We start from the raw sequence: 20,577 nt of genomic DNA, 5'->3' as shown, positions 1-20,577 counted from the left end.
CCGCTCCCGTCACACGAAAAGGTCACAAAACGTCACGGTTGTTACTTCACATTTCTGTCCGATATTCGGATTCCTCCTTCACATAGGGCGCCAGCCAATGCCGACAATACGTCTCGAACGCCCGCGAACACGATATCCGCTCGCGCTTCCCGACAAACAACCTCCTTGGCCGATGCCCACTCGGATCGGCCTTTAAGCCCCGCTCGCGGGGCTTTCTTTTTTTCCGCCCCCCACTCGTAAAGACCCGACGCACACAGCCGGAGCCATCACCGAGCCGTCTCGCTGCGGAGCAACATTCGCTGTGCGCATCGGTGAGACAAGCGTATCGCCGGAAAGGGAGAAAAGGGTTGTGAACTATCCGAGAGAATCGACGGCCGAAGGCAATAGCGGAGCCGTCCGTATCGTGATTAGGACGGCTCCGACCAAAACGATAGGACGACCCGCGAAGTGTTGCGCCAAGCCCTCACTGGACTGGTCATGGCTCCACGTGCAGGCCGATAATGGGCGTTAGGATCAAGGAGGACACATGATGCGAAGCATCTCTCTACCGGGTGGCGAATCGGTACCGGTGCTCGGGCAGGGCACATGGATGATGGGCGAGAGGCCCGAGCGCCGCCGTGGCGAAATCGCGGCGCTGCGGCTTGGCGTCTCGCTCGGCATGACGCTCGTCGACACGGCCGAAATGTACGGTGAAGGCGCGACGGAGACGCTGGTCGGCGAAGCGCTCGACGGCCTTCGCGACGAGGTATTTCTCGTGAGCAAGGTCTACCCGCATAACGCCTCGCGACGCGGCGTGATCGAGGCCTGCGAGCGCAGTCTGTCTCGCCTTCGCACGGACCGGCTCGACCTCTATCTCCTGCACTGGCGCGGCGCAATACCGCTCGAGGAAACGATCGCTGGGTTCGAAGCACTGCGCGACGCGGGCAAGATTCGCTATTGGGGCGTGAGCAACTTCGATACGGATGACATGGACGAACTGTTCGACGCCGCGGGAGGTGACGCGTGCCTCACGAACCAGGTGCTCTACAACCTTTCGCGGCGCGGCCCGGAATACGATCTCATCCCGTGGCTGGCGGAGCACGGACTGCCGATGATGGCCTACTCGCCCATCGAGCAGGGGCGACTGCCGACAAAGGGCGTCCTCGGCGACATCGCCCGGGCGCGAAACGTCACGCCATTGCAGATCGCGCTCGCATGGGTGCTGAACCGGCCGGGCGTCATCGCGATACCGAAGGCAGGCACCGACGAACATGTGCGGGCCAATCGTGCGGCGCTCGACATCGCCCTCACCGCCGACGAACTCGCCATGCTCGACCACCACTTCGAGGCGCCTTCGCGCAAGCGACCGCTGGAGATGATATGAGCGCGCGCCGCGGTTGTCATCGCGGTGCCGGGACGATGACGACGCATCGCCGAGATGCCTGCCAATTTTGACCTTGCCCCGGTCAAAGCGACCGACGCAGTACACTTGGCGTTTTCGTTTTTTGCAGGACGGCTTCATGAACGATTCGCGTCCCGTCGTCATCATCGGGGGCGGTTTGGTCGGCGTGTGTACCGCCGCATATCTACAGCGTGCCGGGCACGCCGTCGTCATCGTCGATCGGCGGTCCGCCCGTCAGGCCGCGTCGCTCGGTAACGCCGGGTGCATCAACGGCTCTTCGGTCGTCCCCATTGCCATGCCGGGGGTGCTATGGCAAGTGCCGGGCTGGCTGATGCAGCCGGACGGCCCGCTGGTGCTGCGCTGGCGATATCTGCCGCGCATGGTGCCATGGCTGCTGCGCTTCATTGCCGCAAGTCAGCCCGAGCGCGTGGCGGCGCAGGCACGGGCGTTGCGCGCCCTGCTCGGCCCGGCGCTCGACGCCTATCAACCCCTGCTCGATGAAGCCGAGGCGAACGATCTCGTCACGCGGCGTGGTTACCTCATCGCGTACTCCACGCAGAGCGGTATGCGGGGCGATGAAGGCGGTATGGCGTTGCGGCGCGAGAACGGGGTGCAGATCGAGACGCTGGATGCCACTGCGCTGCGCGAATTGGAGCCGACGCTGTCGCACGACTTCGTCGGAGCGCGCTACATCGGCGAGACGGGGCACACGCTGGATCCCGGCGCATTGCTCGCACGGCTGACCGCTCACGTGGTGGCGCGCGGCGGGCGCGTCGTCGATGCCGCCGCCGTGGCGATCGAGACCAACGACGCGCATGCCGTTGCGGTACATACCGACCGGGGACGCGAAGCCGCCAGCACAGTGGTCGTGGCGGCCGGTGCGTGGTCGGCCCCGTTCGCGCGTCAACTGGGCGACCGGATCGTCTTCGACACCGAACGCGGCTATCACGTCGAGATTCCGACGCCGGCCGAAATGCCGTCGCGGCCGGTGATGTGGGCCGAAGGCAAGCTGTTCGCCACACCGATGAACGGACGCCTTCGCGGCGCCGGCACGGTCGAACTCGCAGGCCTGCAAGCGCCGCCGAACTGGCGTCGAGCGGACTTGCTGCTAAGCCAGTTGCACAAGATGTTCCCCGGCGCGGCGCCAGGGGTGAAATCAACGACGTCCGTGGATGGCGCACGCTGGCAGGGCTTCCGCCCGAGTACGCCCGACTCGTTGCCGGTGCTGGGCGCGGCGTCGAAGGTGCCGAACGCCTTCTACGCGTTCGGGCACGGGCACGTGGGCCTCACCGCCGCGGCGTCGACGGGCCGCACGATTGCGGCGCTGGTGAGCGGGGAGCGTCCGGCCATCGACCTGGCGCCGTTCTCCATCGGTCGATTCCGCTGAGCTGCGAGGGCTGCGCGCAGGTGTGACGCCATGTAAAGGGGCGCACACCGCCGCCGCCCCATCACCGCGTCACCGCCCGTGAATCATCAGGACTTCCACACATCCGCCACGATGTCGCACGAACGCAAGCGCAGCGCGGGGTCGTAGACGTCGGCGACGAGCATCAGTTCGTCGGCCTGCGTGCGCTCGACCAGATGCGACAACCCGGACTTCACGCGCTCGGGGCCACCCACGACCGCCACGCCAAGGAATGCTTCCACCGAATGCTGCTCCATCGGATCCCAGCGCTCGTCCATGTCGTGCACCGGCGGTTGCAGCTTCAGACTCTGGCCGCGCATGAGCGCCAGGATCTTCTGCTGTGACGACGTGGCGAGGAACGCCGCCTCTTCGTCGCTCGGCGCCGCGACAACGGGTACGCCGACCATGACGTACGGCTTGTCCAGCACCGCCGACGGACGGAAGAGATCGCGATAGAGACGTAACGCATCGAACAGGAATCGCGGTGCGAAATGGGACGCGAACGCATACGGCAGCCCCAGCTGCGCTGCCAGTTGCGCCGAGAACAGCGACGAGCCCAGCAACCAGACCGGAATGTCGCTGCCCGCGCCAGGCGTGGCGACCAGACGCTGTCCCGGCTGTGCCGGCGCCAGTAGCGCCCGCAGTTCCGCGACCTGCTCCGGGAAATCGTCGCCGTCGGACAACCGGTCGCGACGCAGCGCGCGCATCGTCGCCTGGTCGGCGCCCGGTGCGCGCCCCAACCCCAGGTCGATTCGCCCCGGATACAGCGCGGCCAGCGTCCCGAAGTTCTCCGCGACGACCAGCGGCGGATGGTTCGGCAGCATCACGCCGCCCGAGCCCACGCGAATGCGCGATGTCTTGCCCGCGACATGACCGATCAACAGTGCCGTCGCCGAACTGGCGATGCCGTCCATGTTGTGATGCTCGGCCAGCCAGAACCGCGTGAAGCCGAGGCGCTCGACGTGCTGGGCTAGTTCGGTGGACTGTTTCAGGGCTTCGGCCACGGTGCCGCCGGTGCGCACAGGCACCAGGTCCAGCATCGAGATGGCCGTCTTCGACAAACTGCTCATGGGACTCTCCGTTTATGTGCGCGCGCTCGCACCAGTCACCGTCCCGCCTCCACTCTTGGGTGGCAAAGCGATCACGGCGCTCACGGGATGACGCGCACTATCGGCACAAAGTATAGTGACGAAGGCGCCAAATCCCCAGTAGGCACCCTTTAGTTGAATAGTCACCATTTGGTTACCATGAGCAAACCCGAGCCGTTCGTTTTCGAAGAAACCTGCGTGCCGCGTCGCGTGCTGGAGCTCTTCAGCGTGAAGTGGACGAGCATGGTGCTCTACGCCTTGCAGTGCGGCACCACGCGCACCGGCGAATTGCAGCGCCGCCTGCCCGGCATTTCCAAGAAGATGTTGACGCAGACCCTGCGCGAACTGGAGCGCGACGGTCTGATTCACCGCGAGGTGTACGCGGTGGTGCCGCCCAAGGTGGAATACACGCTCACGCCGCTGGGCGAGCTGTTCATCGAGCCGATCGAGATGCTCTACCGATGGGGCAATCAGCATGCGGACGTGCTCGCCCAATTGAGCTTGCGTCGCGGCAAACCGGCGCCCTCCTCCACAGTTGCCGATTCGTGAGCGCGTTGATCGCGCTCGTCGCGGTGAGCGTCGTGGGCTCGATCATGTCGTCGGCACGTTCCAACTGCGCCCGCGGCATCTCGTAAAAACAAACGGGCCGGTGAATCACCGGCCCGCCGCATTGTTGCGACAGACGCTCAGCGATCGAGCAGGCGTCCCAGGCGCATCATCGTGACGTTTACGCCGAGGTGGCGCATCGACGGCTGCACGATCACGCAGTTGTCATACGGCGTGACGATGACTTCGTCGCCGTCGCGCGCGATCTCGGTGCCGGCCTTCTCGATCACTTCCAGTCCCTTGAACGGCTGCGAGAAGCGAAAGTCCATCGAGCGCGCCACCACGGGTTGCGTGATTTCGACGAACTTCTGGCGCGCGGGCTTCGGCTGCGTAAGCCACGATGCCACTTCGGCCTCCGACACTACGCCCGCGTGCAGCAGGAATCGCGCGGCAGCATCGAGCGCCACGTCGCGTGCGCTGGCAGCGAAGTGCTGGCCGGTCTCGATGAGCAGCGCGTTCTTCGGGCTGGCCGGATCGCCGAAGCCGCCGTAGTCGCGCATGCGCGTGCCGTTGGCGTGTCCCTTGTCGATGATCACGTGTTCCGGCGCGCCGATCTCGGCGGCCAGCGCGACGGCCTTCTCCAGCGGGCCGGTCATCATCAGCGGCGCGGACGCTTCGTGCATCGAGTGGATGTCGAGCAGCAGATCGACCGTATCGATGAACGGACGCATGGCCCGCGCACGCGCTAGCTCACGGCTTTGACGTTCGCCCTCGAGGGCGGCGGGCGACCAGACGCGGTTCATGTCCTCGTCCAGAAAGCGCGTGGCGTCGGCGTTCTCCGCGTTGAACTCCGCGTACGCCCCGACGTTGCCGAAACCGAGCGACAGACGGCCGGCCGACGGGCGTATCCCCGCGGCGAGCAGCGCGTCGACGGCGATGGCGCCGCTCACTTCGTTGCCGTGGGTGAGCGCGAGAATCATCACGTGCTTGCCCGGTTTGCCGCTGTCGAATGTGTGCAGATAATCGATGCCGGTGTTGCCTTCGCGCCAGCGGGCGATATCGGGAAACGAGACTTCGATGGGGTACGCCGGCAAGGCGGCGCGGATCGCTTCGAGCGTGGTCATGGGGAAATGCTCCGCAAGGGGATGCCGAAAAAGAAGACGACGTCGCCGCAGGGGAGGCGGCGGACGTCGTCGTTGCGGCGGAAATCAGTTCATTGAGTGGAGGGCGGACCGGCCCGTCAGGCCTTCGACGTGCGTGCCGAGCCGTGCGCGACGCCGAAGATCTTGCCCGCGCGCACACGACGGCCCAGCGAAATCACGGCACAGATGCTCAGTACGGCCGTGGCCATCACGTAGAAGCTCGGGGCGAGCTTGTTGTGCGAAGCGTCGATGAGCCAGGTCACGATCAGCGGGGCGAAACCGCCGAAGACCGTCACCGAGAAGTTGTACGACAGCGCCAGGCCCGTGCCGCGCGTGCTCGTCGGGAAGATGTCGGCGAGCAGCGCCGGCAGCGGCGCGAGACTCACGGCGATGAGCAGACCGACGAGCGCCTGCACCATCAGCAGCGTCTGGAACGTCGGATAGCGATTGAGCAGGACGAACAGCGGATAAGTCGTCACGCCAACGAGAATCAGCGCCCAGAGCATCACGCGGATGCGGCCGAACTTGTCGGAGAGATGGCCCACGACGGGCGCGGCGATCATCAGCATCACACCCGTCACGACCGCACCAATGAACGAGGACGTCGCGGGGATATGCAGTTGCTTGACGGCATACGTCGGCATGTAGAGCTTGTGGACGTAGTTGAACGCGGTCGCGGCAGCAACGACACCGGCGCCGAGCAGCATGTTGGCGCGGTCGCGGCCGAAGACTTCGCGCAGCGGCGACTTCTCACGTTGCTTCTCCCCGAGCTTCTTGAAGTCGGCGGTCTCGTCGATGTTGCGGCGAATGTACAGGCCGACCGGCCCGATGAGCAGGCCGACGGCAAACGCGATGCGCCAGCCCCAGGCGCTCAGTTGATCGGCCGTGAGCAGCAGGCTGAGAAGCGCGGAAACGCCGGCGGCGAGCACCGTGGCGAGGCCTTGGGTGGACATCTGCCAGCTCGCGAAGAAGCCGCGACGCTTGGCGTCGGCATGCTCGACCATAAAGGCCGTGGCCGCGCCGAACTCGCCGCCGGTGGAGAAGCCTTGCAGCATGCGCGCGACGATGATGATGAGCGGCGAGACAATGCCGAGCTGCTCATAGGTCGGTGCAAACGCGATCATGGCGGTGCCGAGCATCATCAGACCGATGGAGACCGTGAGCGACGCCTTGCGGCCGGCGCGGTCGGCATAGCTGCCGAGGATGATCGAACCGAGCGGGCGGGTAACGAACGAGATGCCGAAGGTGCCGACAGAGAGCAGCAGCGAGGTCGTCGCGTCGTGCGCGGGGAAGAACAACTGGCCGATCACGATGGCGAAGTAGCCATAGATCAGCAGGTCATAGAACTCGAGTGCGTTGCCGATGCTCGCGGCGCAGATTTCGCGCCACGGATTGTGTTGTGCCGGTTTGGCGTTGCTGCTGGTCATACCCTGCTCCTCTGGGGTGGCTGGCATTGAAGATAAGTGTGTGGCGGCCGCGCTGGAAGTGCACGAGGCGCATGAGGCGCGCAGGCCACCGGCCAGTCTCAGGAAGCGGAGTGTAGGCGGGAGAAAATGAGGCTTCGTGCCGTTTCGGCACGCAAAAGTGCTGATTGGGGAGGCGGGGGAACGAGTTTGCCGGGAAACGGCTCGCCGTCATGAAGTCGGCGCGATCGACGCGCCGGCACGGGCCGAGCAGGGCCGGCCGGCGGCGGTCAGACGCCTTGCGCGAGGCCTTCCGCGACATCCCTCAAAGACCGACGCTCGTTGACGGCGTCGACCAGCTCCGTAACGAACCAGGGCAGCACCAGTCGGGTATCCGGGTCGGAAAGACCCACCCGGAGCGGCTGCGTCGAACTTTCGTGGGCAGGCGCTGCTTCGCGAGCCAGCCCGTGCTCGGCATCGGCCGAGGCATTGGCCGCTGCGGGCTCGGCACTCGCGAACGCGGAAAAGCTCAACAACGTGACGGCGACGACGAGCGGCAACCGGCGGAATGTAGACATGGGTCACACCTTATCGAAAAAGAGGTTCAGACGCGGCACTTCGGACGCAGTGGTCCCCGGGGCAGCATCCGGGCACCCGAAAGCGGTCGATCGTATTGTGCGACAGGCCGATGCGCCGCCGTGTTGGAGATTTGTGACCGTCTGTGAACATCTATGTCGGGGTGGCCCACAATCATGCAAATCACGCAAAAAAACGCCACGGAACGCCCTGCGGCCAAGCGGGAACCGTGCGGCCGCCGGGTACGCCTACACCTCGGCTTCCTTGCGTGCCGCGTCGCACTCCGTCGCCAGGAATTCGATCAGCGTGCGAACGGCGGGCAACAAGCCTCGCCGCGATGCGAATACCGCGTGAACGATCCCCGCGCGAGGGCGCCAGTCGGGCAATACATGCACCAGTTGCCCCGCGTCGATCTGTCGCCACACCATCATCGTCGGCAACGCCACCACGCCCACGCCGGCGATGGCCGCATCGCACAACGCCTGCATGTCGTCCGTGACCAGCCGCGGCACATGGGACACATTGGCGATCTGGCCGTCCTCGTGGTGAAGCTGCCATTGATAGTCGCGCCGCGGCGGCCCGAGCGTCACGCTCGGCAGATCATGCAGATCCGCGGGAAAACGAATCGTTCGTCCGGCAATCAGCGACGGACTCGCCACCAGGCACTGCGTGCTGGTGTCGAGCCTGCGCATGACCAGATCGGACGGCTCCAGCGGCGGAAAGCGCACGCGAATCGCCACGTCGAAGCCTTCGGCAATCACGTCGACACGTCGATTCGAACTCTCCAGATGAAGTTCGACCTCCGGATACGTCGCAAGAAAGCGCGCGAACAATGCCCCGAACTGAAAGTTGATGAGCGCGACCGGGCAACTCACCCGAATGATGCCGCGCGGCTCGGCCCGCACCTTTGCGATGACCTGATCGGCGGCTTCGGCCTCTACCAGCATCGCAACGCAGCGCTCGTAGTATTCGCGCCCCAACTCCGTCACCGAGAACCGCCGTGACGATCGGTGGAGTAGACGCACGCCCAGCCGATCTTCCAGCTGGAGCATCCGCCGGCTGAGTTTGGACTTCTGCAGGCCGGTCGCACGCGCGGCCGCCGCAAAGCCGCCATGGTCGACGACCTGGACGAAGTAATAGAGATCATTGAGGTCTTGCATCGTCCCATTTATAGGACTGTGCGTCGGCAAATGCAATCTTTCTCTTCGATCGTTCCAGATATAAATTGAATAACAACACGCGGCGCACTTGGTACCGCCACTGGAGAGGAACATGAGCAAGACGATTCTCGGCCTTTATGGCAACAACCGCAGCCACTGGGTGGGCGATGGCTTCCCGGTGCGCTCGCTGTTTTCCTACAACAATCTCGGCCAGCACGTGAGCCCGTTCCTGCTGCTCGACTACGCCGGCCCATACGACTTCGAACCGACCACGGCGCGTCGCGGCGTCGGCCAGCACCCGCACCGTGGCTTCGAAACGGTAACGGTCGTGTACGACGGCCAGGTCGAGCACAAGGATTCGGCGGGCAACGGCGGCGTCATCGGCCCGGGCGACGTGCAATGGATGACGGCTGGCGGCGGCATTCTGCACGAGGAATACCACGCCCCGGATTTCGCCAGGACAGGCGGCCCGTTCCGGATGGTGCAGCTGTGGGTGAACCTTCCCGCCAAGGACAAGATGACTCCCGGCGGCTATCAGGGCATCGTCGCAGCGGACATTCCGGTCGTCGATCTGCCGAATGGCGCCGGCAAGGCCCGCGTGATCGCCGGCGAACTGCTCGGCGCCAAGGGTCCGGCGAAGACGTTCACACCGGTCAACATGTGGGACCTCCGACTGACACCGAACGCCGATGTCACGCTCGATCTCCCTGAGGGACACACGGCCATGCTGGTCGTGCTGACCGGGCGCGTCACCATCAACGGCACCCAGGACGCCGGCGAAGCACAGATGATCCTGCTAAGCCGCGACGGCAGCGACGTGACGATCCGTGCCGATGGCAACGCCATGCTTCTCGTGCTGACGGGCGAACCGATCGACGAGCCGATCGCGGGCTACGGCCCGTTCGTGATGAACACCGAGGCCGAACTCCGTCAGGCGTTCGACGACTTCAACAGCGGCCGCTTCCTGGCCGCCTGACATTGGCCCGACCTTGCCCTTGCGAGGTCGGGCTTTTCAACATGAGGACGGTCATCGCGCCCGCACCGCCCTTGACCCGCTGCAACTCCCCTTGCGTCGGAATGATGGCGGGCGCCAGCAAATGAAGAATGCAACCATGGCTAGTGAACCCATTCGCGATCCCAAGGCGGATCACCTGCTGACTCCACAGAACTCGACCTTCGTCCTCATCGACTATCAGCCGGTGCAGGTGAATTCGATTGCTTCGATGGATCGGCAACTGATGCTCAACAACATCGTCGGCTGCGCCAAAGCGGCCGTCGCCTACGGGCTACCGATCGTGCATTCGACCGTCAACGTCAAAACGGGTCTGAACAAACCGCCGGTGCCGCACATTCGGAAGGTGCTCGACGGCTATCCGACCTACGACCGTACCAGCATCAACAGCTGGGAGGACGTGGAGTTTCGCAAGGCGGTGCAGGAAACCGGCCGCAAGAAACTCATCATGACGGCGCTGTGGACGGAAGCGTGCCTGACCTTCCCCGCGCTCGATGCGCTTGCTGAAGGCTATGAAGTCTACGTACCGGTAGACGCGGTAGGCGGCACGTCGGTGGCAGCGCACGACGCCGCGCTGCGGCGCATCGAACAGGCGGGCGGCAAGTTGATCTCGACCGTGCAACTGTTCTGCGAACTGCAGCGTGACTGGAAGCGCAGCGAGACCGTGCCTGCGTTCCTCAACCTGTTCATCGAAACGGGCGGCACGCCGGGCATTCAATTCTCTTACGATCGCAACGAGTGATCTGCGGCGTTTCGCCGCTGCCGGCGCCATCTTCCGCCCCCGCCCCCGTGCCGGTACTGAGCATCCGCACCGAGAAGATCGACGGCGTGTTCTGGCGCTGCGCGACACGCTCACGCGCCACCCGAGATAAACCCGGAGCGTCACCGTGCACCTCGCCCGGAGCAGCGTGTCGGGCGGGGCCTTGGGGCTCCGGGGACTGCCGAGGTGGGGCGGATCGGTACAAATTGGGGTGGCACACCGCCAATCACTGACTACACTTCCTAAGTACGGAAGTTGCACAAAGATCGCGCAAGACGATTCGTTGTGCGAAGGTAGAAATTGGGCTCGTGATGTAGGGGTTTCATTCCTTCACGGGAGGCATGTCCATGACGTGCCTGAACAAATGGATGATTGGCGCCTGTATCGCCACGCTCTCCGGCGTGGCGGTTGCGGATGACGTCAAACTGGGATCATCCGAAAAGATGATGTTGGCCAACGTTGGCCCGGCACCGCTCCCAGTCAATGTGCCGCCGCCGCCCGCACCGGTGTCTGTCGCCGCGGTCCCGGCCGCCCCCGTCACACTGTACCCGTTTGGCCGTCCGGGTCCGGACATCGCCGCACGGACAGACGACAACGCCCTCCTCTATACACACATCGAAGCCATCAACGCGGGCGCGCCGCCCGACGATCACGGGCACGCCCGCTGGGCCGCCGTGCCGTCGGCCGAGCCCGTGACCAGAACGCCGTCGCGCTACCTGAGCATCGTCCCGGCCTCGACACCAAAGCTCTCGCTCGTGCAATGGGACAACGCCGACGACAAGCTCGGCTCCGATCCCAAGCGCGGCCTGTCGCTGAAGACCGATGACTGGACGGTTTCCGCCAGCGCCAAGATTCCGGTGCTGGGACAGCATGACATCGGAGCGTCGGTGTATGTGAAGCGGCGGTTCTGAGCATCGGCGGCGCGGCCTATAGCCTATAGCCCGAGGCATCGAGTACGGCATCAGGACGGTGATGTCCACCGGCCTGACGTCGTCTGCGCGTCACCGTGGCTCATGTGGCCGGCTTCACCGCTGTCACGTCGATCTCGACCAGCCATTCCGGTCGCGCCAGCGCCTGCACCACGATGCCCGTCGACACCGGGAAGACGCCCTTCAGCCATCGGCCCATGACGTTGTAGACGGCTTCGCGATAGCGCGGGTCGACGATGTACACCGTGACCTTGCAGATGTCGGCAAGCTCGCTGCCGCATTCGTCGAGGAGCATGGCGACATTGGCCATGGCCTTCTCTGTCTGCGCGCTCACGTCGCCGATGCCGACCGACTCGCGCGTATCGAGATCCTGACCGATCTGCCCGCGCAGGTAGATCGTGTTGCCGGCAACGACGGCCTGGCATAGATCGTTGTCGAGCTTTTGCTCCGGGTAGGTGTCGCGCGTGTTGAATTTGCGGATACGGGTATGCGTCATGATGTCTCGTAGTGAAAAGTCGAATAGGGGCGCGCGGCGAGGTGTCTCAGTGCGCGAGAATCTTCGAAAGAAAACGTTTGGCGGCCGGGCTCGCCGCATCGTTGAAAAACACGTCGGTCGGGCTGTCCTCGACGATCGCGCCGTCCTCCATGAAGACCACGCGATGGGCCACGCGCCGGGCGAAACCCATCTCGTGCGTGACGACCATCATCGTCATGCCTTCGCGCGCGAGCTCCACCATGACGTCGAGCACCTCGTTGACCATCTCCGGATCCAGCGCGGACGTCGGCTCATCGAACAGCATCGCCATGGGGTCCATGGACAACGCGCGAGCGATCGCCACGCGTTGCTGCTGGCCGCCGGATAGCTGCCCTGGATACTTGTGCGCGTGCGCCGACAGGCCAACGCGATCGAGCAGTGCACTCGCCTTGGCACGTGCGGCGCCGGCGTCCCGCCCGAGCACGATCTGCTGGGCGAGCGTGAGGTTGCGCGTGATATCCAGATGGGGAAACAGCTCGAAGTGCTGAAAGACCATGCCGACGCGGCTGCGCAGCTTCGGCAGATTCGTGGACCTCGCCGTGAGCGACGTACCGTCGACCAGGACGTCGCCCTTCTGAAACGGCTCGAGCGCGTTGACGGTCTTGATCAGCGTCGACTTCCCCGAGCCGGACGGCCCGCACACCACGACGATCTCTCCCTTGGCGACATGCGTCGAGCACTGCTTGAGCACGTGGTGCGCGCCGTACCACTTTTCGACGTCGCGGATCTCGATGATGGGTTGTGCCGTGCTCATTTGTCGAAGTGCCCCGCGCGGATCGACGCGCCGATGAGGTTGAGGATCAGACGGCCGGCCGTGATGCACGAAATCTGATTGGCGTCGTCCTTTTTCGGCTGGATCTCCACGATGTCCATACCGACCACGCGCCCCTTGCGCACCAGACCGTGGATCAGCTTGCGCGCCTGCACGAAGGTCACACCGCCCGGGGCCGGGCCAGCGACGGCGGGCATCGTCGACGGATCGAGTCCGTCCGCATCGATGGTGAGGTAATAGTTGCCGTCGTCCGGAATGCGGGCGAGGACGGCGTCCATGCCGATGTCGTGCAGCTCGTACGCGGTGACGATGTCGGCGCCATAGGCGCGTGCGGCGACGAGTTCTTCCGGGCGTCCGCTGCCTTGTGCCCGCAGCCCGATCTGAATGATGCGATCCACGTGCGCCATCTCCGATGCACGGCGGATCGGGCTCGACAGCCCTTCACGAACGCCGTTCACCTCGTCGCGCCAGTCGAGATGCGCGTCGATGTGCACGAGCGTAATCGGTCCCTTCTGGTCGAGGCCGCGCAGCACGGGGGTGGTGATGCCGTGATCGCCGCCCAGCACGATCGGCATGGCGCCGCCGGCCACGATGCGGCGCACCACCGCTTCGGCGCGCGCGTAGTGCTCGCCCGGCTTCGTCAGATCGGGAATGATGTCGCCGCAGTCGACGAAGCGGATGTCGGTACGCCCTTGCAGCAGCGGGCCGTCGATGTCGAAGTCGTAGTGCCCCGGGCGGCGCACCACGCGATCGGTTGCCTGGCGGATGGCCGAGGGCGCGTTCGTCTGATCGTTGCTGAAGTCCGATGCGGCGTAGGGGGCGCCGTAGGGCATGCCGAGCACGGCGATATCCGCCTTGAGGTTGTCGATGTCGAGATCGAGTTCCGAGTACAGCAGGGTCGGATGGCCGGTACGGGGGGCAACGGTATAGGTCGTCATGAGAGTGTCCTTCGGTAGAGAGATTCGGAAGGCGTCAGGCGTGCCGGGTGCGTCGCCCGACAACGGTTTCCAGACGCCGTCCCACACCGGCCAGCAAGACGCTGCTGACCCAGTAGATCAACGCCGTCGTGCCGAGCACTTCGACGTAGGCGAAGGTGTTCGCCGTGAGCAGGTTGCTCTGATAGGTCATCTCCGGCAGGCTCATCACCGAAAAGATGGCCGAGTCCTTGAACATCATGATCACGAGGCTTGTCGTTGGCGGGATGAGAAAGCCGAACAGTTGCGGCGCGATGATGTGGCGCTGCGTCTGCCAGTACGTCATGCCAAGCGAGAGCGCGGCGTGCGTCTGACCGCGTGCCACGCTGCGCAGGGCGGCGCGCAGGATCTCGCAGAAATAGCCGCCGGTGTAGAACGCCGTGCAGCCCACGGCGACCGTCATGGCCATCGCGCTCACGCCCAGTTTCGGCAATCCGAAGAACGACAGGTAGACGAGGATCAGGTACGGGATGTTGCGCACCAGCTCGACGTAGCCCAGTGCGACGGGACGCAGAAACGTGTGCGACTGCGCCGCGTAGGCGGCGACGATGCCGATCGCCACGCCGAGCGGAATGCCGATGACGCTCACCAGCGCTGTGATGCGCAGTCCTTCGAGCAGGACGGGAATCGCTTCCCTGACGATGGAGAAATCAATGGCCATGGGGCAGCATCCTGGAGACCCGGCGCTCGCATACGCGCGAGGCGGCCGAAATACAGAACAAGAGGACGAAGTACACGGCGGCCGTGATCGCGAAGACCTGCAGCGGCAAGTCGGTCTGGAGTGTGGCGTTGCGCGCCACGGTGGCCAGTTCCGGCACCGCGATGATCGACATCAGCGACGACGCCTTGAGCAGAATCGTGAATTCGCTCGTGAGTGGCGGAATCGCGCGGTAGATCACCTGCGGCAGCAGCACGTGCCGCCAGACTTGCGTGGCGCGCATGCCCATCGCGTAGGCGGCGGCCCGTTGCCCGAAGGAGATCGTGCCGAGCGCGCCGCGCAGGATCTCGACGATGTACGCGCTGGTATTGCAGGCGAGCGCACCGATGCCAGCCGTGATCGGCGAGATCGAGATGTCGAAGAGCGCGGGCACCATGTAGTAGGCGATCAGCATGTGAATCAGCGCCGGCGTGCCGCGAATCAGGCTTACCCACAACACGACGAGCGAGCGCAGCGGTGCGAACGGCGAGATGCGAGCGAGCAGCAGCGCGACGCCCAGCGCAAGACCGATCACGAAGGCCACCACGGATGCCGCGAGCGTGATCGCCGTTCCCGACACTACGCCTTCGAGAAACGGCGCGATCACGCCGCCCAGGCCAAGCGAGTCGAACATGGCGGCGGGCGTCAAATGGCGCCTTGCGGCAGATAGTTCTCGCGCGGCGTCTCCATCGGCGCACCGAACCATTTCTTCTGCAGTGCAGCGAGCTTGCCGTTCGCGCGGAATTCATCGAGCGAGTCGTTGATGAACTTGCGGATCTCCAGGTCATTCGGATTGGCGACCCAGGCCAGCAGTTTCGGCTGGCCGATCGATCCGGCGATGCGAAAGACATTGGGTTGCTTGCGCATTTGCACGGCGGCGATGTTCGACGGCATGAGCGCAACGTCGATGGTCTTGTTGGCGAGTGCGTTCGATACGTCCGGGTAGGCCTGGAAAAGGCGTGTGCCGGCGTAGCCCTTGCCCGTCTTCTCCTTCAGTTCCTTCTCGAATTCATCGGCGACCGGTTGCGACGACGAGCCCATTTGCGTGCCGATGGTCTTGCCGGCGATATCCATGTCGCGTTTGATGGCGACGTCGTCTGCACGAACCATCAGCACCGAGCGCACCACGCCGACCGGCTGACTGAAGGCGAAGCGCTTGGCGCGCTCCGGGGTGATGCCCACGCTCGTGGCGACGAAGTCGAACTTGTGCGACATCAGGCCGGGCAGCAGACCCTGGAAGGGGAGATTCATCTGTTCGAGCTTGACGCCGAGTTTGGCGGCCATGAGTTCGAGCACATCGTGTCCATACCCGACTACCTGACCGTTTTCCACGAATTCGAACGGCTCGTAGGCGGCCTCGGTGCCCACAGTCAGCTTGCCGCGCTTCCTGATATCGGCCAGCGTGCCGCCTTCGGCGTGGGCGAGCGTGGGCAACGCCGGGAGTGCCAGGGCGGCGCCGGATGCGAGCGTCGCCTTCACAAAGGTTCGTCTGGAGCAGGTCTTCATCGCTTGCCTCGCGTCATGTGGGTTTTGGGTCTGTCGGGCGCATCGGCTCGATGTGCCTCTGTAGCCCAATGTATGCGGGCAAAAAGAGCATGAAAAATGATTTTTTTATTGGTATGGTTTCAAAAAACGAAACCTTTTGGGACGCGCCGTCCGTGGTGACTCCGGCGCTTGCGGGGAGGGGCGGATGGTGGCGAATCGTGATTTCAGTGAGCGCGATCTGCGCTCGTTGCGGATCTTCTGTGCGGTGGCGCAGGCCAGTGGGTTTGCGGCGGCCGAGAAGCAGTTGAACATGTCGAAGGCCTCGATCAGCCGACACATCCGGGAGGTCGAGGAAACGTTGGGCGCGAGGTTGTGCGAGCGCGGACCGTCAGGGTTTGTGCTGACGCATGCGGGCAAGGTCGCGTTGGAGTTGGCGCGCGATGCGTTGAAGTCGCTGGAGCGGATACGGCCGGAGATCGATGCAGTGCGCGGCGTGCTCTCGGGAATGCTCTCCATCGGCATGGTGGAGCACATCGTGTCGGACGTGGGATGTCACATCCCGGAGGCGCTGGCGGAATTGAAGGTGCAGGCGCCGGACGTGAAGGTCGAGCTCACGGTGATGACGTTCAACGAACTGGATCTCGCGCTGCGCGAGCGACGGGTGGAGATCGCCATTCGCGGGATGTACCGACGAGAGGCCGGGTTTCGCTATCAGCCGTTGTTCATCGAACGTCATCAACTGTATGTGGCGCGGCATCGGTTGAAGGATGCGGCGGAATTACCACTCGTGTACCGGACGCAACCGTTCGTGCATGAGGCGCTGAATTCGCTGGGTCTGACGCGAGGGCCAGCGGCATCGGGATTGGAAGCGGTTGCGATGCTGGTGCTGTCGGGACACTACGTCGGGTTGCTGCCGCAGTACTACGCGGCGTCGTTCGCGAAACGTCATGCACTGGTCAGAGTGCCGTCCGGCCCGGAATATGAGAATGCGATCAGTGCGATTACCGAGGCGTCACGGCCGAGAACTCGAGCGCTTGATCTGTTTCTGGAGTTGTTGGCTCGGTTTCATGGGGAGGGGTGAGGGGACGTAGGTAAGGTCAGCCCTGATGGGTTTCGAATTCAAGCTTCCGCAGGATGCCGCTTGCGTTGTCAAAATAGAAGGTCACGTTCTTCGTCGTCCCGACCGAGACTCCGACAAAACGATCCCAACAGCAGCGCGCTTGACGTATTGGTAGTTCCATATTTCATAATTGCCTGCCACTGTCTTGGTCGACGGCGCACCCAGTTGCGCGGCAACGTCGTCCCGAGTGGCGACACCTGTGACAAACTGCTTTTGCAGCGATTCCTGGGTGGCGTCCGCAATCTTTTGCACACCTTCGCCTGGAGCAACGGAGACAACACAGCCAGCAAGAGACGATAGCAGGCATGCCGACAGCAATGTGGTTCTGACATATTTCACTTCCAAACTCCCCCAAAAGAGTAGTTGCTCAAAAACTTGAGTTTCAATGGCCCAGTAAATGGGACTGGTGCATCGCACTCACCCGTGCTATCCGCACAATTGGGCGCCCAGGCCTGCCCGTCGGCTGAAACGACTTCCCCGCGAGCTATCATCGACAATCGCAGCGCTGGCTCAGGACTCCACTCTGTGGCACGCAGCAGCGATTAGGCGCCTTTCGGGGTCGCGTCGCCCGTTCGCCGTCGCATTAATCGGGCCTTCTCATCCGGGAGCAACTGTCGATTGAGCGATCAGCGAGTCGCAGCGTCTTCACCCGTGACGAGCTTCGCAACGAAATCCATTTTCTGTTGGCCTATGTAGGCATATTGGCGCTGCAGTAGGAGTAGTGCTTCGCACGCCTGCGGTGAGTCGTGTTTCGCATTCTTTATCTTGGCTCCAAGCTCATCGAGTTGATCGTCGTAGAGGCGCGTTTGGTCAAGCCCGCCAGCTTGCATCACCTCTCGCAATGCGGCATCGAAACTAACACCCTTCTCCTTCTGCACGAACTCCACCGCCCAGCCCATTTGCGCGGTGACGGCCGACCGAACAAGTGCAAGTTCGCGTTGTCCGCTCTGATAGGCAGCCGAATCATTACAGTCGTACGCGAAGGCCGTTGCTTGAACCGCGAGGCCAGTGCATATAGCGAGAAGGTGAAAGATCGAGATGCGCATTTTTCAGGTCAACCTATTTTCTGTTGGTGGTGCCACAACGAGAGCCGATGAAGTTATTGCTTCCGCAAGCTATCAGAAGCTGATAACCAGGTCCTTCAGAACATCTTTCCGCCCCCACTTGAATGAACAGCGGCGGCCCGTCTCAACTCCAACCGTCCCCCCGTTGTCTGGCTGTTCGGCGCTGATTGGCAAACATCCACCGGCAATTTTCACGGTTGGTGTTCCCTGCATTGAAAGAGGAAATTCAATTGCCGCATCCTTCGGAATTCTGTGTACTAGTGTTACGTCCTCAATGTAGTCATCTGGCAAAGTGAAAATCAGCGCGCGATCTACCTTTAGCGTGTAGTAGTCGTGCTGAAAAGGCACTCTGGTCACGCAGAGTTCGCTCGTGTGTCCGTCAAGTGATTGAGAAGCACATTTAGGTTCGACGGCGTATGCGGTGATGGCAAGCGTACTCAGGGTTGCGGCCGTGATAGTGCGCAGAAAGCGCAAGGATTGCATGGTCATGAGTCAGAGTTGGTTCGTATTGAATGGGAGCACAGTTCTTCCGTGCCGGCAGATCAATTCTTCTTCAGTGCATCCAGTTGTGCTCTGAATTCATCGACTGGGGGCAGCGGATAACCCGACGTATCGCAGTTCTTCTTTTTCGCAAGCAAGAGATTTTCGGCCGCCTTAGCCTGATAGCGGTTGAATGCCGAAGCATAGGGCGATGGGGCTTTCTGTTCGATAATGAGAAGCTGGATCTGAGCACCGGTCACGTCCCCCTTCTTGCCGTAACTTTCTTCGAAATTTCTCGTCGCCCATGTATTCAGGTACTTCGCAGCAGTCGCATGTTGCTCGCAGCTCAGCGATTCGCCCAAGCTGTCCGATTGCACTGCAGCACACCCGAATAGAGGGCCCGCGATGGCAACACAGAAAACCATTTTTGCGATTGGTCCCACTCTCACATCCTCGTTAATGTAGTTCAATTGTTTTTTGAACTAGTTAATCGCCTCACCCGCAAACCTGCCCTCACTCATTGCCAGCAGTTTTCTTGCGATTGACCTTTCGGCAGAGCACAACCACCGATTAAACAGTCCTTTCTAACAATCATCTTTATCGCCGATGTATTTCTGCCATTGATTTATTACCATATGGATCAAAATTCCCGCCACCCCAACACACGCCAACTCGACCATTGTCGGAATTAACTCCATCAATTTATCAACAGGCAAATCACCCCCCTTTAATTTCAACATAAACCATAACGAGAAAATCATAATAGCCAACACAAGAATTGGCGCAACAATCATTATGCGAATGACATATATGCATAAATTTCTTTTTTCATCTCGAATGAAGTTTATAAAATTCTTCATTTCCACGATTGAGATGACAGGGAGATTTCCTCGGCAGCCCAGCTCACAGCCTCTTGAATGAAACTGCCAACAAATGCGCCGACTACTGGGCTCTTTTTACCGAATTAACAAGCCATCGGATAAATTTCCAATATTCCCACGATAGTGCCAGGCAGGTTTAAACTATTATCGCCTTTCAAATAATTTCGACCCACTGCTACCGCAGCATTAATGGACATCACAGCGCCAATGGAACTTATTTTCCCTAGCCAAAAGCGATGCGCGTTTAGGTCCGCTTGCCAAGCAGCCTCGATAGCTTCCACATGAGCCCCTGCGTTGGCGGCACCCAGTCGGGATAGAGGAAATCGTATACATCGTCGTAGTGCGCTAGCGGACGGATCGGCATCAAATCCATTGGCACCAGCGGATGATCGATCTCGGCTGGAATACCCCGGTACCAGCAGAGCTTGGCTTCGATCGTCGCAAGGTAGGACAAATAGTCCTCGGTCAGTGCATCTCGGCTGCACACGTCGGCATGTTGCCGAATTAAGCTCTCCAGGCCACTTTTGTCCGCCCTCATTAGCAATGAGAAGAAATCCTTCCCTTGCGCAGCGAGCATGTGATCTGCCTTACGACCATTCTTAGCAAGATGACCAGCTTTCGCTTCCAGCGCCGTGTAGTCGCCCTGTATCGCCAACTGCCACATATGCACCTGAAACTGCGAATGCAACGGGTTATCTCTAGCCGAGAGAAAATGGCTAGGCTTCAAATTCGCCATCTCCTCCACCATCCCAGGGGAATCAGAAAGAAGTGCGTACAATATTTCGGAGCCAACTTCAAATTTCTGATAACTGTCGATAGCTATGTCAGCTAATTTAAGCTGACAAGCCGTGTGCAGGTTCTGCTTTAGACGCTCCGAATTTTGGTTAATAAAGTACTCAAAAAGACCAATTACCAAATGGTCATTCGCGAGGCTGCTGTAGCAGTTTTCCAAGCTGATCGGCTTGACTCGATAGCGTATCTTCTCAATGACCTGCGGCATATGGTCCAAGGAGAACTGAAGGCCTCGGCGCTTTTTTTCGATAAAATCAGAATCTATAGTCAGGCTCATTTCAGTTTGATTATGGTAGCGCCATTCGAGTTGACCCCGGTGACAGTCTTCACAAGGGTTCCATTGTCTATAGCTTTTTGAATTTTGGTCGCCGTCGC

Annotated in this window: 24 protein-coding genes; 7 read left to right on the top strand and 17 right to left on the bottom strand. The window is 62.0% G+C overall.

Features of this window, described 5'->3' with window-relative positions; all coding sequences use genetic code 11:
* Positions 1–529 precede the first annotated feature (529 nt).
* Positions 530–1,363, top strand: coding sequence for an aldo/keto reductase (locus tag RO07_RS03410; RefSeq protein WP_418303715.1), 834 nt, complete (start codon positions 530–532; stop codon positions 1,361–1,363).
* Positions 1,364–1,499: 136 nt separating this feature from the next.
* The gene (locus RO07_RS03405) at positions 1,500–2,768 is read left to right on the top strand and encodes an NAD(P)/FAD-dependent oxidoreductase (RefSeq protein ID WP_039414138.1); all 1,269 of its coding nucleotides are present in this window, start codon (positions 1,500–1,502) and stop codon (positions 2,766–2,768) included.
* Positions 2,769–2,854: 86 nt separating this feature from the next.
* Here the strand turns inward: RO07_RS03405 and RO07_RS03400 are convergent, their stop codons facing one another.
* Entirely contained in the window at positions 2,855–3,856 is a 1,002-nt protein-coding gene (locus RO07_RS03400; protein WP_039408081.1) for an LLM class flavin-dependent oxidoreductase, read from the bottom strand.
* Positions 3,857–4,033: 177 nt separating this feature from the next.
* On the opposite strand from RO07_RS03400, the gene RO07_RS03395 reads away from it, so the two are divergent.
* Complete coding sequence (locus RO07_RS03395; protein WP_039408078.1) at positions 4,034–4,423, top strand: winged helix-turn-helix transcriptional regulator; 390 nt, start codon at positions 4,034–4,036, stop codon at positions 4,421–4,423.
* Positions 4,424–4,560: 137 nt separating this feature from the next.
* Here the strand turns inward: RO07_RS03395 and RO07_RS03390 are convergent, their stop codons facing one another.
* The 4 genes from RO07_RS03390 to RO07_RS03375 form a co-directional block, all read right to left on the bottom strand.
* Positions 4,561–5,544 (bottom strand): M14 family metallopeptidase, encoded by a 984-nt coding sequence (locus RO07_RS03390; protein WP_039408076.1) that lies wholly within the window; start codon positions 5,542–5,544, stop codon positions 4,561–4,563.
* 116 nt (positions 5,545–5,660) lie between these two features.
* A complete protein-coding gene (locus tag RO07_RS03385; RefSeq protein WP_039408074.1) occupies positions 5,661–6,989 on the bottom strand; it encodes an MFS transporter in 1,329 nt (442 codons plus the stop codon).
* 266 nt (positions 6,990–7,255) lie between these two features.
* Positions 7,256–7,543 carry a hypothetical protein gene (locus RO07_RS03380; protein ID WP_039408072.1) on the bottom strand — a complete coding sequence of 96 codons (288 nt, stop codon included), beginning with the start codon at positions 7,541–7,543 and terminating at the stop codon, positions 7,256–7,258.
* Between the two features lie 246 nt (positions 7,544–7,789).
* Positions 7,790–8,701 (bottom strand): LysR substrate-binding domain-containing protein, encoded by a 912-nt coding sequence (locus tag RO07_RS03375; RefSeq protein ID WP_039408070.1) that lies wholly within the window; start codon positions 8,699–8,701, stop codon positions 7,790–7,792.
* A 112-nt stretch (positions 8,702–8,813) separates the two neighbouring features.
* On the opposite strand from RO07_RS03375, the gene RO07_RS03370 reads away from it, so the two are divergent.
* From RO07_RS03370 to RO07_RS03360, 3 genes are all read left to right on the top strand, one after another.
* Positions 8,814–9,677, top strand: a complete 864-nt coding sequence (locus RO07_RS03370; protein WP_039408069.1) for a pirin family protein — start codon at positions 8,814–8,816, stop codon at positions 9,675–9,677.
* Between the two features lie 136 nt (positions 9,678–9,813).
* The gene (locus RO07_RS03365; RefSeq protein WP_039414136.1) at positions 9,814–10,455 is read left to right on the top strand and encodes a hydrolase; all 642 of its coding nucleotides are present in this window, start codon (positions 9,814–9,816) and stop codon (positions 10,453–10,455) included.
* Between the two features lie 365 nt (positions 10,456–10,820).
* A complete protein-coding gene (locus RO07_RS03360; RefSeq protein WP_039408066.1) occupies positions 10,821–11,384 on the top strand; it encodes a hypothetical protein in 564 nt (187 codons plus the stop codon).
* A 100-nt stretch (positions 11,385–11,484) separates the two neighbouring features.
* Here RO07_RS03360 and RO07_RS03355 read toward each other — a convergent pair whose 3' ends face one another.
* From RO07_RS03355 to RO07_RS03330, 6 genes are read right to left on the bottom strand one after another with little or no spacing between them, the layout of a single operon-like run.
* The gene (locus RO07_RS03355) at positions 11,485–11,898 is read right to left on the bottom strand and encodes a RidA family protein (protein ID WP_115088937.1); all 414 of its coding nucleotides are present in this window, start codon (positions 11,896–11,898) and stop codon (positions 11,485–11,487) included.
* A 46-nt stretch (positions 11,899–11,944) separates the two neighbouring features.
* Entirely contained in the window at positions 11,945–12,673 is a 729-nt protein-coding gene (locus RO07_RS03350) for an amino acid ABC transporter ATP-binding protein (protein ID WP_174234888.1), read from the bottom strand.
* Between the two features lie 14 nt (positions 12,674–12,687).
* Positions 12,688–13,647 (bottom strand): agmatinase, encoded by a 960-nt coding sequence (locus RO07_RS03345; RefSeq protein ID WP_039408062.1) that lies wholly within the window; start codon positions 13,645–13,647, stop codon positions 12,688–12,690.
* 34 nt (positions 13,648–13,681) lie between these two features.
* Positions 13,682–14,344: an amino acid ABC transporter permease gene (locus tag RO07_RS03340; RefSeq protein WP_039408060.1), complete on the bottom strand. Its 663-nt coding sequence runs from the start codon at positions 14,342–14,344 to the stop codon at positions 13,682–13,684.
* On the bottom strand, positions 14,334–15,014 hold the full coding sequence (locus RO07_RS03335; protein ID WP_039414131.1) for an amino acid ABC transporter permease: 681 nt from the start codon (positions 15,012–15,014) through the stop codon (positions 14,334–14,336). The genes RO07_RS03340 and RO07_RS03335 overlap by 11 nt, the downstream gene beginning before the upstream one ends.
* An 11-nt stretch (positions 15,015–15,025) precedes the next feature.
* Positions 15,026–15,886 carry a transporter substrate-binding domain-containing protein gene (locus RO07_RS03330; RefSeq protein WP_039408058.1) on the bottom strand — a complete coding sequence of 287 codons (861 nt, stop codon included), beginning with the start codon at positions 15,884–15,886 and terminating at the stop codon, positions 15,026–15,028.
* A gap of 184 nt (positions 15,887–16,070) precedes the next feature.
* On the opposite strand from RO07_RS03330, the gene RO07_RS03325 reads away from it, so the two are divergent.
* Positions 16,071–16,946, top strand: a complete 876-nt coding sequence (locus RO07_RS03325) for a LysR family transcriptional regulator (RefSeq protein ID WP_039408056.1) — start codon at positions 16,071–16,073, stop codon at positions 16,944–16,946.
* A gap of 81 nt (positions 16,947–17,027) precedes the next feature.
* On the opposite strand, the gene RO07_RS25690 is transcribed toward RO07_RS03325, so the two are convergent.
* From RO07_RS25690 to RO07_RS03300, 6 genes are all read right to left on the bottom strand, one after another.
* Entirely contained in the window at positions 17,028–17,324 is a 297-nt protein-coding gene (locus tag RO07_RS25690) for a hypothetical protein (RefSeq protein WP_147284564.1), read from the bottom strand.
* A gap of 287 nt (positions 17,325–17,611) precedes the next feature.
* Entirely contained in the window at positions 17,612–18,031 is a 420-nt protein-coding gene (locus RO07_RS03320; protein WP_039408053.1) for a hypothetical protein, read from the bottom strand.
* Between the two features lie 72 nt (positions 18,032–18,103).
* Entirely contained in the window at positions 18,104–18,538 is a 435-nt protein-coding gene (locus tag RO07_RS03315; protein WP_039408050.1) for a hypothetical protein, read from the bottom strand.
* 53 nt (positions 18,539–18,591) lie between these two features.
* A complete protein-coding gene (locus RO07_RS03310) occupies positions 18,592–18,999 on the bottom strand; it encodes a hypothetical protein (RefSeq protein ID WP_147284565.1) in 408 nt (135 codons plus the stop codon).
* A 114-nt stretch (positions 19,000–19,113) separates the two neighbouring features.
* On the bottom strand, positions 19,114–19,395 hold the full coding sequence (locus tag RO07_RS03305) for a hypothetical protein (RefSeq protein ID WP_147284566.1): 282 nt from the start codon (positions 19,393–19,395) through the stop codon (positions 19,114–19,116).
* 259 nt (positions 19,396–19,654) lie between these two features.
* Complete coding sequence (locus tag RO07_RS03300) at positions 19,655–20,479, bottom strand: immunity 49 family protein (RefSeq protein WP_237171367.1); 825 nt, start codon at positions 20,477–20,479, stop codon at positions 19,655–19,657.
* Positions 20,480–20,577: the final 98 nt, after the last annotated feature.

The sequence above is a fragment of the Pandoraea pulmonicola genome (assembly GCF_000815105.2).
Classification (GTDB): domain Bacteria; phylum Pseudomonadota; class Gammaproteobacteria; order Burkholderiales; family Burkholderiaceae; genus Pandoraea; species Pandoraea pulmonicola.
Note: the sequence above shows the minus strand (reverse complement) of the source record. Positions and strands in the feature narration are given on the sequence as shown.